The organism is Micromonospora sp. WMMC241 (genome assembly GCF_027460165.1).
In the GTDB taxonomy this organism is placed as follows: Bacteria; Actinomycetota; Actinomycetes; order Mycobacteriales; family Micromonosporaceae; genus Micromonospora; species Micromonospora humi.
Genome location: NZ_JAPZBF010000001.1, coordinates 1,499,029 through 1,514,503 on the forward strand (window position 1 = coordinate 1,499,029; position 15,475 = coordinate 1,514,503).

General features: G+C 73.3%; 14 protein-coding genes. 11 read left to right on the plus strand and 3 right to left on the minus strand.

All coding sequences use genetic code 11. The annotated features are described in order from the left end of the window. Positions 1-162 precede the first annotated feature (162 nt). Positions 163-1,236 carry a DNA glycosylase AlkZ-like family protein gene (locus O7598_RS07300; protein ID WP_269690589.1) on the minus strand — a complete coding sequence of 358 codons (1,074 nt, stop codon included), beginning with the start codon at positions 1,234-1,236 and terminating at the stop codon, positions 163-165. A gap of 49 nt (positions 1,237-1,285) precedes the next feature. Here O7598_RS07300 and O7598_RS07305 point away from each other — a divergent pair, with 49 nt between their 5' ends. The 6 genes from O7598_RS07305 to npdG all read left to right on the plus strand — a co-directional run bounded on the left by O7598_RS07305 (position 1,286) and on the right by npdG (position 6,067). Beyond that, positions 1,286-1,618, plus strand: coding sequence for a PadR family transcriptional regulator (locus O7598_RS07305; protein ID WP_091059118.1), 333 nt, complete (start codon positions 1,286-1,288; stop codon positions 1,616-1,618). Continuing rightward, on the plus strand, positions 1,615-2,574 hold the full coding sequence (locus O7598_RS07310) for a hypothetical protein (protein WP_269690590.1): 960 nt from the start codon (positions 1,615-1,617) through the stop codon (positions 2,572-2,574). The genes O7598_RS07305 and O7598_RS07310 overlap by 4 nt, the downstream gene beginning before the upstream one ends. Before the next feature lie 168 nt (positions 2,575-2,742). Then, positions 2,743-2,946, plus strand: coding sequence for a hypothetical protein (locus O7598_RS07315; protein ID WP_091060091.1), 204 nt, complete (start codon positions 2,743-2,745; stop codon positions 2,944-2,946). A 77-nt stretch (positions 2,947-3,023) separates the two neighbouring features. Beyond that, positions 3,024-3,722, plus strand: coding sequence for a histone (locus O7598_RS07320; RefSeq protein ID WP_269690591.1), 699 nt, complete (start codon positions 3,024-3,026; stop codon positions 3,720-3,722). A 106-nt stretch (positions 3,723-3,828) separates the two neighbouring features. Continuing rightward, the gene (locus O7598_RS07325; protein WP_269690592.1) at positions 3,829-5,265 is read left to right on the plus strand and encodes an RNB domain-containing ribonuclease; all 1,437 of its coding nucleotides are present in this window, start codon (positions 3,829-3,831) and stop codon (positions 5,263-5,265) included. Positions 5,266-5,368: 103 nt separating this feature from the next. Next, the gene (npdG, locus tag O7598_RS07330) at positions 5,369-6,067 is read left to right on the plus strand and encodes an NADPH-dependent F420 reductase (protein ID WP_269690593.1); all 699 of its coding nucleotides are present in this window, start codon (positions 5,369-5,371) and stop codon (positions 6,065-6,067) included. 66 nt (positions 6,068-6,133) lie between these two features. Here npdG and panB read toward each other — a convergent pair whose 3' ends face one another. Continuing rightward, positions 6,134-6,979: a 3-methyl-2-oxobutanoate hydroxymethyltransferase gene (gene panB / locus O7598_RS07335; protein ID WP_269690594.1), complete on the minus strand. Its 846-nt coding sequence runs from the start codon at positions 6,977-6,979 to the stop codon at positions 6,134-6,136. A gap of 127 nt (positions 6,980-7,106) precedes the next feature. Continuing rightward, positions 7,107-8,867 carry an NAD+ synthase gene (locus O7598_RS07340; RefSeq protein WP_269690595.1) on the minus strand — a complete coding sequence of 587 codons (1,761 nt, stop codon included), beginning with the start codon at positions 8,865-8,867 and terminating at the stop codon, positions 7,107-7,109. A 197-nt stretch (positions 8,868-9,064) separates the two neighbouring features. On the opposite strand from O7598_RS07340, the gene glnA reads away from it, so the two are divergent. From glnA to O7598_RS07365, 5 genes are all read left to right on the plus strand, one after another. After that, positions 9,065-10,414 (plus strand): type I glutamate--ammonia ligase, encoded by a 1,350-nt coding sequence (glnA, locus tag O7598_RS07345; protein ID WP_269690596.1) that lies wholly within the window; start codon positions 9,065-9,067, stop codon positions 10,412-10,414. An 81-nt stretch (positions 10,415-10,495) separates the two neighbouring features. Further along, positions 10,496-10,921 carry a DUF350 domain-containing protein gene (locus O7598_RS07350; RefSeq protein WP_269690597.1) on the plus strand — a complete coding sequence of 142 codons (426 nt, stop codon included), beginning with the start codon at positions 10,496-10,498 and terminating at the stop codon, positions 10,919-10,921. A gap of 31 nt (positions 10,922-10,952) precedes the next feature. Continuing rightward, positions 10,953-11,645 (plus strand): helix-turn-helix transcriptional regulator, encoded by a 693-nt coding sequence (locus O7598_RS07355; protein ID WP_269690598.1) that lies wholly within the window; start codon positions 10,953-10,955, stop codon positions 11,643-11,645. Positions 11,646-11,742: 97 nt separating this feature from the next. Continuing rightward, positions 11,743-12,114, plus strand: coding sequence for a VOC family protein (locus O7598_RS07360; RefSeq protein ID WP_269690599.1), 372 nt, complete (start codon positions 11,743-11,745; stop codon positions 12,112-12,114). A gap of 203 nt (positions 12,115-12,317) precedes the next feature. Beyond that, positions 12,318-15,371 carry a carbohydrate binding domain-containing protein gene (locus O7598_RS07365; protein ID WP_269690600.1) on the plus strand — a complete coding sequence of 1,018 codons (3,054 nt, stop codon included), beginning with the start codon at positions 12,318-12,320 and terminating at the stop codon, positions 15,369-15,371. Positions 15,372-15,475 lie beyond the last annotated feature (104 nt).

Below are 15,475 nucleotides of genomic sequence, written 5' to 3' on the forward strand. Positions count from 1 at the left end.
GCTGACAGCCGGCGCCTCCCGCGAATATGCTCCGTCGAGGCTTGCACAGCAATGTGCAGCCTGCACGTTGGCGGCCGGTGATCCACCTGGGTGGCTCGCCCGCCCGTCCGTCGGTCCCGTAAGTGGGACTCGTCGGCCGATGGTCGATCGTGGAGCCGCCTGCTACGCGGATCCGGCCGGGAGGCGGATGTCGCGCAGGCCCGACCACGACGCGAGCGCGGCCAGTTCCCCGTGGACGGCGTCGGTCAGCTCCGGGGTGAGCGGCACGTCGGGGTGGATGGCGTCGACCCCCAGCACCGACGCCCTGCGGTCGACGGTCGCGTCGACCTTGCCCACCAACCGGTCGTGGTGCAGCACGGGCAGGGCGAAGTAGCCCCAACGCCGCCGTGCCTTCGGCACGTACATCTCCAGCCGGTAGTCGAAGTCGAACAGCTCCCGGGCGCGGACGCGGTCGTGCACCAGCCGGTCGAACGGGGAGAGCAGCGCGGTGCGGCCGGCGAACGGCGTGCCGTCGAGCGCGGCCGGATCGACGCGCCAGCATCCGGTCGTACCCTCGATCTCCGCCGGCTCGCCGGCGTCGCCCACCACGGTCGGCCGGGCGACGCCGAGCGAGCGCAGCAGCCGCTCGGCCCGCAGCCGGCGTGCCTCGTCCGCCGGGACCGCCGCGGTGGCCGGGTAGACCCGTTCGGCGAGGTCCCAGACCCGTTGGCGGCCCGCTCGCCCGGCGACGGCGATCTCGCCGCGGGCGGCGAGGAACTCCAGCATCTGGGTGACGTTGCGGTTGTTCGTCCAGCCGGTGGACGGCCACGGCACCACGCTGCGGTCCTCGATGTCCCGGCTGAGCCGCGGCCCGGCATCGCGCAGCGCGTCCAGCACGTAACGGTGGAAGCCGGCGTTGGCGGCCAGCCAGTCGCGTCGCCGGGCATCGGTCGGCCAGGCGGACATCTCCGGGCGGTGCAGGCCCAGGTCCGCCATGGGCCGGATCATGGCCCGGTGCTCGAAGAGGCTGCGCTCCCGTTCCAGGGCCCGGACCAGGTCGTCGGGCCGGTAGCCGGCGCCGAGGCGGGTCCAGGCGACCAGGTCGGCGTTGGGTGCGACCGCCGCGGTCGGGTCGATCTGGAGGAAGGTCAGCCGGTCCACCACCGACCGAAGGTCGGTCGGCCGGTGCGCGTCCAGCAACTGGGCGCGTACGGCGACGCGGCGGGCGACGACACGGTCGAGACGGTGCGGGGCCATGTCGGAGAGGCTAGCCGCCAACCCTATGTAGAGATGCTATAAAGAGGTGGTGCGACTGACCATTCCGGTGGTGAAGGTGCTCTCGGCGCTGCTCGCCGAGCCCGACGCGCCGCGCTACGGCCTCGACCTGATGCGACTCACCGGCCTGCCCAGCGGGACGCTCTATCCGGTGCTGCACCGCCTCCAGGCGGCGGCCTGGCTCGCCGCCGACTGGGAGGACGTCGACCCGGTCGCCGCCGGTCGACCGGCCCGTCGCTACTACCGCCTCACCGGCGAGGGGATCCGCGCCGGCCGGTTGGCGCTGGCCGAGCTGCGCGCCCTCGCACCCGCGGAACGGCCCCACCAGGGTGGCGCCGGTGCGACCGGGGCGGCGGCGTGGTGACCGGGCGGGTGGCCGCGTTCCTGCTGCGCGTGGCGGTGCGCCGCTGGCCGGCCGAACTGCGGGACGAACTGGCCCGGGAGTGGGCCGCCGAGCTGCACGAGCTGACCCGGACCGGGCGGCGGTGGACGATGCTCCGCTTCGCCGCCAGCCTGGCGACCAGCCGGGCGGCCACGGCTCCGGACCGGGCTCCGGTGCCCGGGCGGCTGTGGCGCACCGCCGGGGTGTTGCTGCTCGCGCCGCCGGCCTGCGTCGCGGTCATCGTGGTCGCCGCGCTGGTGATGAACCTGGCCTACGGGTGGCTGTCCTTCGGCGTGCTGTGGGCCACAGCGGCGCAGCTGCCGATCTGGTCCGTGGTCGCGGCCGGGCTCGGGGTGCTGCTCGCGTTCGTCGTCACCCGGGCCGCACGCCGGACCGTACGCGTCGGGGCGTTGCCCACCGCGCTCGGCGTGGTCCTGCCGATCGCCGCGACGATCGCCGTGGTGCTCGGCTGGTTCGCCAGCCGCGCGGAGAGCGGTGTGGCGGAGATGGTGCCCGGGCTCCTGCTCTGGCTGGCGCTGCTGGTGCCGGCCCTCTGGGGGGCCGGGGCGCTGGCCCGGCGGGGGCGGGCGCGGGCGGCCTGGCTGGTCGGGCTGCTGGGCGCGTTGGTCGCCGCCGACGCGGCGGTGGTGCTCACGGTGGTCTCCACGATCCCGGCGACCGCGTCGTTCACCGAGCTGCCGCCGGACTCGGTGGACCGGATCTCCGCGCCGATGTGGCTGTTCACCTGCCTGACCGACTGGTCGTTCGGGCTGCCCCGCCCGACGGAGTGGGAACGGTTCCTGATCACCGACAAGGTGCTGGTCGAGCCGATGTTCTACGTGGCCTGCACGCCCTACGCGGTGGCGTACGCCATCGCGGTGGCCCGTCCGGCGCGGGCCGCCGCGCCGGCTGCGGAGCCCGCGCCGGTGTCCGCTTGAGGCACGCGTCGCCGGTTCGGCCGATCGGCTCGACGGCCGGCCGGCCCGCTCGCGGCGGTTCGGCCATTCCCCGTCGGTACCGCCCCGACCAGGTCTAATGTGGAGAGGGCGGCGACTATTTGTGGCGTTCCGGTGGCGGCCGGGCGATTCCCGGTGCACAGTGATCGCATGAGCGACGACGGAAGTGGTGGGCACTACTACTGGTGCACGCGACACCACCGGGTCGAGACCGATGCCGACGTGTGTCCCGCGAAGCACGTTCTCGGACCGTATTCCTCGGCCGCCGACGCGGAGAACGCCCTGCAGAAGGTGCAGGAGCGGAACGAAGCGTGGGATGCCGAGGACGCCCGTTGGGCCGGGGAGGGCCGATAGACGGCGCGGGACGGACCGCGTCGAGGTGATCCGTGCTCCGCGAGGGCGGCAGCACGTCCCCAGGAAAGGGAACCGAGATGGCCGAAGCACAGCAGGCCACCCGCCCGGCCGCGAAACGGACGACCGCGAAGAAGACCACCGCGGGCAGGACGACGACGGTCACCAAGGCGTCGCCGAACGCCTCGGGCGCCGGCGCCGGACGGACGCCGGCCAGGAAGGCGGCTGCGAAGAAGGCGGCCGCCAAGAAGGCCGTGTCGGCGGCGCGCAAGGCACCGGCGTCCAGGACCACCGCCAAGAGCGCGCCCGCCAAGAAGGCCACCGCGAAGAAGACGGCGGCGAAGAAGACGACGGCGAAGAAGACGACCGCGGCCAGGAAGACGGCGGCGGCGAAGAAGACCACCGCGCGGAAGACCACGACCGCCCGGACGAGCGCCGCGGCCAAGAAGGCCCCGGCGAAGAAGACCACCGCGCGGAAGACCACGGCGGCGAAGAAGGCCCCGGCGAAGAAGGCCACCGGAGCTCGGAAGGTCACCTCGGCGGCGAAGAAGACCACCGCCAAAAAGACCACGGCCGCGAAGAAGACGACCGCGGCGAAGAAGACCACCGCCTCGACGCGTCCCACCGCCCGTAAGACGGCGGCCAAGAAGGCGCCCGCGCGCAAGACCACGACGGCGCGCAAGACGACCACCGCGGCGAAGAAGACCACGGCGGCCAAGAAGGCGCCCGCGCGCAAGAGCACCACCACCGCGCGCAAGGCGGCCGCCCGCCGAGCCTGAGTCGTAAGGAGGGGCCCCGCTCAACGCATCCGGTAGAGCAGGGGCCCCTTCTCGACACCGCCGCGCCGGTGAGCGGAACGTGCGGCGCACTGTCAGGATTGACCGCGTGGTGATCCGACGCGTACTGGCGCCCCGCATCGACTTCGGCGCGCTGCGCCGCGAGCTGGGACTGCCCGAGAGCTTCCCGGCCGCGGCGCAGCGCGAGGCCGACACCGCGGCCGCCGCGCCGCTGCCGGCCGTCCCCGACCGGACCGACATCCCGTTCGTCACCGTCGACCCGGCGACCTCGCGCGACCTCGACCAGGCCATGCACCTCGCCCGCCGGCCCGGTGGGGGATACCGCATCCGGTACGCGATCGCGGACGTGCTCACCCACGTACACCCGGGGGGTGAGCTGGAGGCCGAGACGTGGCGCCGCGGCCAGACGGTCTACCTGCCCGACGGCAACGTGCCACTGCACCCGCACACGCTCAGCGAGGGGGCGGCCAGCCTGCTGCCCGACGTCGACCGGGCCGCCGTGCTCTGGACCATCGACCTGGACGCCGACGGCGGCACCGTCTCGGTCGCCCTGGAACGGGCCCGGGTACGCAGCCGCGCCAAGCTCGACTACGGCGGGGTGCAACGCGACGCCGACGCCGGCCGCCTGCCCGAGCCCATCGCCCTGCTGCCCGAGATCGGGGCGCTGCTCACCACCCGTGGGCTGAGCCGGGGCGCGATCAACCTGCCGCTGCCCGAGCAGGACGTCGAGCCCGACGGCGACGGGTGGCGGCTGGTGCTGCGCGGCCCCGGCGCGATGGAGGAGCACAACGCCCAGATCTCGCTGCTCACCGGCATGGCCGCCGCCGACATCATGCTCGCCGGCGGGATCGGCCTGCTGCGCACCATGCCCCGCCCCCGCCCGGAGGCGGTCGAGAAGCTGCGGCTGGCCGCCGGCCCGCTCGGCGTGCCCTGGCCGGAGGGCACCTCGGTCGGTCAGGTGCTCGCCGGGCTGGACGCGTCGCAGCCCCGCGCCGCCGCCTTCGTCGACCAGTCCGCCGAGCTGATGCGCGGGGCCGCGTACACCGCCTTCGACGGCGCGGCGCCCGAACAGCCCGAGCACGGCGGGGTGGCCGCCGCGTACGCGCACGTCACCGCGCCGCTGCGCCGGCTCGCCGACCGTTACGCCACCGAGGCCTGCCTGGCCCTGCACGAGGGGCGGGAGGTGCCCGCGCACGTCCGCGAGGCGCTGCCGAAGCTGCCGGAGGTGATGGCGACGACCGACCGGACCGCGGGGGCGGCCACCCGAGGCGCGATCGAGCTGGCCGAGGCGGTGCTGCTGGCCCACCGGGTGGGGGAGACCTTCGAGGCGGCGGTGCTGGACGTGGACGAGCCCCGACCGGCGGGCAACGGCCGGGCCGGCCGGCCACCCGGTGGCACGGTAGCGCTCGACGAACCGCCGGTACGGGCCCGCTGCACGGGCGAGCTGCCGCTCGGCGAGCGCGTCCAGGTCCGGCTGACGGTCGCCGACCCGGTGGAACGCAAGGTCGCCTTCGAACGCGCCTGACCGGCGGTTGCCGTCGGGCGCGCGAGCGCCCGACGCACCGGCGCGGGAATTGTCACAGCGCCTCGCCGCGCCGACCGGTGGCGGGTTTTGCGAGGATGACCGCATGGCTTACGACGCGACCACGCTGCCCGACATCTCCGGGCTGACCGTCGGCATCATCGGTGGCACCGGCGACCAGGGGCGGGGTCTCGCCTACCGGTTCGCCCGGGCCGGGCAGACCGTGCTGATCGGCTCCCGCGCCGCCGACCGGGCCGCCGAGGCCGCCGCCGAGATCGCCGCGCTGCCGGGCGTGCCGGCCGACGCCCCGGTCTCCGGCGCCGGCAACGACGAGGTCGCCCGCCGCAGCGACGTGGTGATCGTCGCGGTGCCGTGGGACGGGCACGAGGCCACGGTCGCCGCGCTCGCCGGGCCGCTGGCCGGCAAGATCGTCGTGGACTGCGTGAACCCGCTGGGCTTCGACAAGCAGGGCCCGTACGCGTTGACCGTGGCCGAGGGCAGCGCCGTGCAGCAGGCCGCCGCGCTGCTGCCCGAATCCCGGGTCTGCGCCGCCTTCAACCACGTCAGCGCGCCACTGCTGGCCGACCCGGAGGTCGACCGGATCGACCTCGACGTGCTGATCTGCACCGAGGACCGGGACCTCGTCGGCGTGGTCGCCGCGCTGGCCGCCCGGATCCCCGGCATGCGCGGCATCTACGCCGGCCGGCTGCGCAACGCCCACCAGATCGAGGCGTTCACCGCGAACCTGATCGCGATCAACAAGCGCTACAAGGCGCACGCCGGCATCCGGGTCACCGATCTCTGAGCGGCGCTTGTCGAGAAGGGGCCCCTGCTCTACGCCAGGCGTTGAGAAGGGGCCCCGCCTTACCTCTCAGAAGGTGTGTTCGGGGGCGGGGAACTCCCCGCCGCGGACCTCGTCGGCGAACCGGCGGGTGGCGTCGGTGAGCGCGCCGGCCAGATCGGCGTAGCGCTTGACGAAACGCGGCGCGCGGCCGGTGCGCAGCCCGGCCATGTCCTGCCAGACCAGCACCTGCCCGTCGGTGTCCGGCCCGGCGCCGATGCCGACGGTGGGAATGGACAGCTCGCCGGTGACCCGCTTGGCCACCTCGCCGGGCACCATCTCCAGCACCACCGCGAACGCGCCCGCCTCGGCCACCGCCCGGGCGTCGGCGAGCACCTCCTCGGCGGTGTCCCCGCGGCCCTGCACCCGGTAGCCGCCGAGCGTGTGCTCGCTCTGCGGGGTGAAGCCGATGTGCGCCATCACCGGGATGCCGGCGCCGACGATCGCCTCGATCTGGGCGGCGCAGCGCCGGCCGCCCTCCAGCTTGACGGCGTGACAGCCGCCCTCCTTCATGAACCGCACCGCGGTGCGCAGCGCCTGCGCCGGCCCCTCCTCGTACGAGCCGAACGGCAGGTCGCCGACGACGAGTGACTGCTTCGTGGCCCGCACCACGGCGCGGACCAGCGGCAGCAGCTCCTCGGCGGTCACCGGCAGCGTGGTCTCGTAGCCGAAGACGTTGTTCGCGGCCGAGTCGCCGACCAGCAGCACCGGGATGCCGGCCTGGTCGAAGATCGAGGCGGTGTACTGGTCGTACGAGGTGAGCATGGCCCACCGCTCGCCGCGCTCCTTGGCGGCGATCAGGTCGCGGGTGCGGATCCGCCGGGTGGCCGGCCCGCCGTACAGGGCGGTCACCTCGGTCGCTGTGGACTCCACCATGACAATCTCCCTTCCTCGAGGCCGCGCACGCGGTCCCCGGGTTCCCCGCGATCGTCGCACCGGGTGGCCGGCCGCCGGCAGGTCGGAGTGGAGGAATTCACTCCCGTCGCCGGCGGCCCGGGAGCGCTCAGCCGTCCTCGCGCCAGCGGTTGGTGATCGGCAGCCGCCGGTCCCGGCCGAACGCCTTCATGGAGATCTTGGTGCCGGGCGCGGACTGCCGCCGCTTGTACTCGGCGGTATCCACCATCCGCAGCACCTTGTCGACGACCGCCGGGTCGTGGCCGGACTCGACCAGGCCGTCGCGGCCCAGGTCGCCGTCGACGTAGCCGATCAGGATCGGATCGAGCACGTCGTAGTCGGGGAGCGTGTCGCTGTCGAGCTGGCCGGGGCTCAGCTCGGCCGACGGCGGCTTGCCGATCGAGTTCTCCGGGATCGGCGGCGTCTCGCCGCGCCGGGACGCGTCCGCGTTGCGCCACTTCGCCAGCCGCCACACCAGCGTCTTCCAGACGTCCTTGACCGGGTTGTAGCCGCCCACCGAGTCGCCGTAGAGCGTCGAGTAGCCCACCGCCAGCTCGCTCTTGTTGCCGGTGGTCAGCACCAGGTGGCCCTCCTGGTTCGACAGCGCCATGAGGATCACGCCGCGTACCCGGGCCTGGAGGTTCTCCACCGCCACGCCGGAGAGCGACATGTTGGCCAGGAACGTGTCGACCATCGGCTGGATCGGCTCGATCCGGTAGTCCAGCCCGGTGCGCTTGGCCAGGTCCTCGGCGTCGGTGCGGGAGTGCTCGGAGGAGTGCTGGCTGGGCATCGAGACGCCGACCACCCGCTGCGGGCCGAGCGCGTCCACCGCGAGGGCCGCCGCCACCGCCGAGTCGATGCCGCCGGAGAGCCCGAGCACCACCGACGGGAAGCGGTTCTTGTCGGCGTAGTCGCGCAGGCCCAGCACCAGCGCCTGCCACACTTCCGCCTCGTCGGCGACCGGCTCGATGATCCCGCCGGTCGCCGCCGGCCCCTCGGGCGCGGGCGGAATGGCCGGCACCTCGTGGCGGACCAGCCGCATCCCGTCGGCCAGGTCGGCCGCGCCGCCGGTCGTCTCCGGCGCCGCCGGCAGCTCCACGTCGTGCACCAGCAGGTGCTCGACGAACTGCGGGGCCCGGGCCAGCAGCGTGCCGTCGGCGGCGACGATCAGCGAGTCGCCGTCGTAGACCAGCTCGTCCTGGCCGCCGACCATGTTCACGTACGCGATCGCGGCGCCCGCCTCGGCGGCGCGCCGGCGCACCAGCGGCAGCCGCGCGTCGTCCTTGTTCAGCTCGTACGGCGAGCCGTTGATGCTGAGCACCAGCCCCACGCCGGCCTGCCGGGCCACCGCGAACGGGCCGCCGGCCTGCCACAGGTCCTCGCAGATGGTCAGCGCCACGTCGACCCCGCCGACGCGCACCACGGTCAGCGTGTCGCCGGGGACGAAGTAGCGGTCCTCGTCGAACACCCCGTAGTTGGGCAGGTGGTGCTTGAAGTAGGTGGCGACCACCTCGCCGCGGTGCAGCAGCGCGGCCGCGTTGCGGGCCCCCCGGCCCGGCTCGGCGTCGGCGCTGACCTGCGGCGGCCCGTCCGCGTCCAGGTAGCCGACCAGGACCGGCAGGTCACCGAGGCCGTCGCCGGCCAGGTCGGCGGCGAGCTGGTGCAGCGCGGCCCGGGACGCGGCGACGAACGACCGGCGGAAGACCAGGTCCTCGACCGGGTAACCGGTCACCATCAGCTCGGGGAAGAGGGCGAGCTGGGCGCCGGAGTCGGCGGCCTTGCGGGTCCACGCGCGGACCCGCTCGGCGTTGCCGGTGAGGTCGCCGACCGTCGGGTTGACCTGGCACAGGGCGAGACGCAGGGTGGGCATGTCCCCATCTTCCCCCAGCACTCCCGCCCGAATCAGGCCGGACGGGGGAGAGGAGGGCCACCGTCCCCGAGGGCGGGACACGGCAGGACGACCCGCCGGGGAAGGGCGTAACGTCGGCGTAACGGGGCCGGTGGAGACTGAGCGGTCAGCCGGTCCGGCCCGACCGGTGCAGGACGTACGTGTCACGAGGGGTGGATGTGGACCGTCAGCAGGAGTTCGTCCTCCGTACGCTGGAGGAGCGGGACATCCGTTTCGTCCGGCTGTGGTTCACCGACGTGCTCGGCACGCTGAAGAGCGTCTCGGTGGCCCCGGCGGAGCTGGAGGCGGCCTTCGAGGAGGGCATCGGCTTCGACGGCTCGGCGATCGAGGGCTTCGCCCGGGTCTTCGAGTCGGACATGGTGGCCATGCCCGACCCGACCACGTTCCAGGTGTTCCCGTTCGAGGGCGGGGTGAGCGGCGAGAGCGCCCGGATGTTCTGCGACATCCTGCTGCCCGACGGCAGCCCGTCCTGGGCCGACCCGCGGCACGTGCTGCGCCGGATGCTCTCCCGCGCCGCCGACAAGGGCTTCACCTTCTACACCCACCCGGAAATCGAGTTCTTCCTGCTGGAGAACGGCCCGCAGGACGGCTCGGTGCCGGTGCCGGTGGACACCGGCGGCTACTTCGAGCACACCACCCACGCGGTGGCGCGCGACTTCCGCCGCCAGGCGGTGCTGGCGCTGGAGCGGATCGGCATCTCGGTGGAGTTCAGCCACCACGAGGTCGCCCCCGGCCAGCAGGAGATCGACCTGCGCTACGCCGACGCGCTCACCACCGCCGACAACATCATGACGTTCCGGCACGTGGTGAAGGAGGTGGCGCTCTCCACGGGGGTGCAGGCCAGCTTCATGCCCAAGCCGTTCACCGACCAGCCGGGCAGCGGCATGCACACCCACCTGTCGCTGTTCGAGGGGGAGCGCAACGCGTTCCACGACGCCGGCGACCCGATGAAGCTGTCCAAGGTCGCCAAGTCGTTCATCGCCGGGCTGCTCACCCACGCCCGGGAATACACCGCGGTCACCAACCAGTGGGTCAACTCCTACAAGCGGCTCTTCCCGCAGGCGCTGCCGGACCGGATCACCGAGAGCCCGGCGTACGTCTGCTGGGGTCACCTGAACCGGTCCGCGCTGGTCCGCGTGCCCGCCTACGGCAAGCCGAACTCGGCCCGGGTCGAGGTCCGCTCGCTGGACTCGGCGACCAACCCCTACCTGGCGTTCGCGGTCATGCTCGGCGCCGGCCTGAAGGGCATCGAGGAGGGCTACGAGCTGCCCCCGGGCGCCGAGGACGACGTCTGGTCGCTGAGCAGCGCCGAGCGCCGCGCCATGGGCTACGAGGCGCTGCCGGAGAACCTCTCCGAGGCGATCGACGTGATGTCCGGCTCGGAGCTGGTCGCCGACGTGCTCGGCGAGCACGTCTTCGACTTCTTCCTGCGCAACAAGCGGGCCGAGTGGGAGCAGTACCGCCGCGAGGTCACCCCCTACGAGCGGCAGCACTACCTCTCGCTCTAGATCACGCTGGCGCGGTGCCGCTATCGTCTGCGGCACCGCCCGCGCACCCGCGCCCGGGCGGGCGGAGCCGGGAGGGCGTTCGTGCTGGAAGACCTGCTCAACGGGGCGTGGCAGAGCATCGTGTTCGGGGTGGTCGGGGTGGCGCTGATGGCCGCCGGATTCCTGCTGGTCGACCTGCTCACCCCCGGCAAGCTGCGGGAGCTGATCTGGGTCCGCCGCAACGGCAACGCCGCGTTGCTGCTCGCCGCCAACCAGCTCGGCATCGCCGGCATCGTCTTCACCGCGGTGCTGACCAGCTACAGCTCGTTCACCAAGGGGCTGGCCTCCACGGTGATCTTCGGGCTGGTCGGCCTGCTGGTGATGGCGTTGGCGTTCTTCGTGCTCGACGTGCTCACCCCGGGCAAGCTGGGCGACGTCATCGCCGCCGACGAGCCGCACCCGGCGGCCCGGGTCAGCGCCGCCACCCACTTCGGCGCCGCGCTGATCGTCTGCGCCTGCATCGCCTGAGGCGTCGTACCCCCGGCCTAGGGTTCGTGGGGTGAACCGCACGGATCGCCTCTACGCCCTGGTCGAGGAACTGCGGGCGGTGTCGCCGCGCCCGCGCAGCGCGAGCTGGCTGGCGCGGCGCTTCGAGGTCAGCACCCGCACCGTCGAGCGCGACATCTCCGCGCTCCAGGGTGCCGGCGTGCCGATCTGGGCCGAGCCGGGCCGCGCCGGTGGCTACGTCGTCGACCGCGCCCGCACGCTGCCGCCGGTCAACCTCACCCCGGCCGAGGCGGTGGCGATGGCGGTGGCGCTGCACCGCCTCGGTGGCTCCCCGTTCGCCCCGGCGGCCGGTGCCGCGCTGCGCAAGCTGGTCGCGGTGATGCCGCCCGCCGCGGTGGCCGAGGCGCACCGGCTCGCCGGCCGGGTGCACCTGATCGGCGACGGGCCGGGCACGCCCGTCCCGGCCGCCGTCGCCGACGCGGTCGCCGCCGGGCGGGTGCTGCGGCTGCGGTACGCCGACCGCGATGGCGCCGATTCGGCACGCGACGTGGAGCCGCTGGCCTACCTGGGCAACTCGACGCACTGGTACCTGGTCGCCTGGTGCCGCCTGCGCGACGGCGTGCGCTGCTTCCGCACCGACCGGATCCGCTCGGTGCGCCCGCTGGCCGAGCCGGTGACCCGGGAGTTGCGCCCGGAGGACTTCGACATCCCGCAGCACCGGCTGCGCCCGCTGAGCCTGGTCTGATCCGGGTGGAAACACCGACAGGACGCTGTCGCGGGTCGGGTCGACGCTGGATCCTGACGACGTCGGCCGCCGGCCAGCGCGACGAGGAGGAGGCAGCATGTCCAGCACGCCCGTGACCTGGTTCGAGATCGGCTCCGACCGTCCGGACGAGGCGCAGCGGTTCTACGCCGACCTGTTCGGCTGGACCTTCGAGGAGCAGGGCGGCCCGGGTAACTCCTACCGGCAGACCGGGGCCGGCGGCGAGTCGGGGATCGGCGGCGCGATCCGGGGCACCGACTCGGCCGGCGACAACTACGCGATCTTCTACGCGCAGGTGCCCGACGTGGCGGAGACCTGCCGGCGGGCCGAGGCGGCCGGCGGCACGGTGCTGGCGAAGCCGGTGACCGCGCCGAGCGGCCTGGTGCACGCGCGCCTGTGTGACCCGTCCGGCAACCTGCTCGGCGTCTTCACTCCGCCGGCCGGCGACTGAGCGCTCCTTGCTCCCGGCTCGTTGGCGGAGCCGGGAGCAAGGAGTTGCGGGGGATGCAAGGGGTTGCGCATATCGTCGATTGTGAACCTCTGGTTTCCGGGGATTGAAGCTGGTAACTTCCTGGCACCATGCGTCGCAAGTTCTTGCAACGCCTTCATCCCCTTGCGTCCGCCGGAGCGGGCCAGGGTGTCAGGAGAGCCGCCATGAGGGGCAGAACCACCACCACCCGTCGCCGGTGGGGCGCGCTCGCGCTCGCCACCGGCGTGCTCGCCGCGCTGCTGCCGTTCACCGCCGCCGCGGCGGCGAACACCGTCACGGTCTACTACCAGCCCCCGGCCGCCTGGGGCGCCTCGGTCAACATCCACTACGGCGTGGACGGGCAGGCCTGGACGCCGGTGCCCGGCGTGCCGATGGACACCGCCTGCACCGGCTGGCGGCGCAAGACCCTCGACCTCGGCGCCGCCGCCGGCCTGCAGGTCGTCTTCACCAACGGCAGCGGCGTCTGGGACAACAACAACGGTGCCAACTACCGCCTCGGCACCGGCGCGGTCACCGTCGCCGCCGGCCGGATCGGCACCGGCGACCCCTGCGCCCCGAGCAGCCCGTCGCCGAGCCCGTCCGCCACCGCCAGCCCGACACCGTCACCCTCCGGCACGGCCACGCCGACGCCGTCCGGCGGCGCCGGGAACACCGCCGAGGTCTGGTACCACCTCACCCCGCGCGGCTGGACCGCCGCCAACCTGCACTACCGGCCCACCGGTGGCGCCTGGACCACCGCGCCGGGCGTCGCCATGGAGACGCGCTGCGCCGGCTGGGCCCGCCGGATCGTCGACCTCGGCGCGGCCACCGGGCTCACCGCGGCGTTCAACGACACCGCCGGCACCTGGGACAACAACGGCGGCGCCGACTACACCCTGGGCGTCGGGCGCAGCGTCGTCGACAACGGTCGGGTCACCGCCTCCGCCGCCGACCCGTGCGCGCCGGTCGCCCCGGACACCACGCCGCCGTCCACGCCGGGCGGCCTGACCGCCGTCGCCGACGGGCTGGCGGTCACCCTGAGCTGGACCGCCGCCACCGACGACCGGGGCGTGACCGGATACGAGCTGACCCGCACCGGCGGCGCCGGGAGCACCACGGTCACCAGCACCACGACCCGGTACGTGGCGTACGACCTGCGGCCCGCCACGGCGTACACCTGGAGCGTGCGGGCGCTCGACGCGGCCGGCAACCGGTCGGCGGCGAGTGCGCCGGCGTCCGCGACCACCGGCGCCGCGCCGGCCGGCGGCGCCCCGCTCGGCGGTGACCCGCGCGAGGACAGCATCTACTTCGTGATGACCGCCCGGTTCGCCGACGGCGACCCGGCCAACGACCGGGGCGGCAGCCAGCACGTGGCCTCCGGCAACGCCGCCAACGGCGACCCGATGTTCCGGGGCGACTTCAAGGGGCTCGTCGACAAGCTCGACTACATCAAGGCGCTCGGTTTCTCGGCCATCTGGATCACCCCGGTGGTGCTGAACCGCTCCGACTACGACTACCACGGCTACCACGGGTGGGACTTCTACCGCGTCGACCCGCGGCTGGAGAGCGCCGGCGCGTCCTACCAGGACCTGATCAACGCGGCGCACGCCAAGGGCATCAAGATCTTCCAGGACGTGGTCTACAACCACAGCTCCCGCTGGGGCGCCAAGGGTCTCTTCACGCCCACCGTCTACGGCACCCGCGACGAGCAGTGGAAGTGGTACTACGACCAGCCGCAGGCCGGCCGGGAGTACGACCCGATGGTCGAGGCGACCGGCGCCGACCCGGCGCTCACCCCGGCCCAGAACGCCAAGGCCAAGGGCCGGCCGTACAACGGCGACGTGTGGTCGTCCGCCGCGCCCACCGGCAACACGTGCCTGAACTGGGGTACGCCGACCGGCGGGCGCAGCCCCGAGGGCTACACGCTCTACCAGTGCCAGTGGCCCACCCCGACCAGCAAACTCTTCCCCGCCGACAGGTACCACCAGTGCTGGATCGGCAACTGGGAGGGCGAGGACGCGCGCAGTTGCTGGCTGCACGAGGACCTGGCCGACTTCAACACCGAGAACGCGGCGGTGCAGGAATACCTGATCAACGCGTACAACAGGTTCATCGACATGGGGGTGGACGGCTTCCGCATCGACACCGCCGTGCACATCCCCCGGGTCACCTGGAACCGGCGCTTCCTGCCCGCGATCCAGCAGCACGCCGTGTCCCGGTTCGGCGAGAAGGGCAAGGACTTCTACGTCTTCGGCGAGGTCGCCGCGTTCGTCAACGACAAGTGGAACCGTGGCTCGGTCAACCACTCCGCCCAGTTCTTCACCTGGCAGGAGCGCAAGGAGTACAGCCCGGACGACGTGCGGGCCGCGATCGAGCAGTACGACTACGAGCAACTGCTCGGCCCGGCCGGGCAGCCCACCACCGACAACGCGTTCCTGCGCGGCAACGCGTACCACGCGCCGGACCACTCGAAGTTCTCCGGCATGAACGTGATCGACATGCGGATGCACATGAACTTCTCCGACGCCGGCAACGCGTTCGGCAACGGGAAGGACTCCGACGACAGCTACAACGACGCCACCTACAACGCCGTCTACGTCGACAGCCACGACTACGGGCCGAACAAGTCCTCGACCCGCTACACCGGCGGCACCGACGCGTGGGCGGAGAACATGAGCCTGATGTGGACGTTCCGCGGCATCCCGACGCTCTACTACGGCTCCGAGATCGAGTTCCAGAAGGGCGCCCGGATCGACTGCGGGCCCACCTGCCCGCTCGCCACCACCGGCCGCGCCTACTACGGCGACCACCTGGCCGGCACCGTCACCGCCGCCGACTTCGGGGTGGTCGGCACCGCCGGCGGGACGGTGGCCACCACGCTGGCCCAGCCGCTGGTCAAGCACGTGCAGCGGCTCAACCGGATCCGCCGGGCCGTGCCGGCGCTGCAGAAGGGGCAGTACTCCACCGAGGGCGTGAGCGGCGCGATGGCGTACAAGCGGCGCTTCACCGAGGGCGCGGTGGACAGCTTCGCGCTGGTCACCGTCTCCGGCGGGGCCACGTTCCGGGGCGTGCCGAACGGCCGGTACGTCGACGCCGTCACCGGCGACGCGCGGACGGTCACCGACGGCACGCTGACCGCCTCGGTCAGCGGCAAGGGCAACCTGCGCGTCTACGTGCTCGACCTGCCCGGCAACCCCGCGCCGGGGAAGATCGGCGCGGACGGCCCGTACCTGCGCTGACCGCCGGCGCGTGTTAAGCGGGGCCCCCTCCTATGCGTGATGCGTTAGGAGGGGGCCCCGCCTTTCACCTGGGTGGCCCCGTCGGGCCGGCCGGGAGGGAGGTG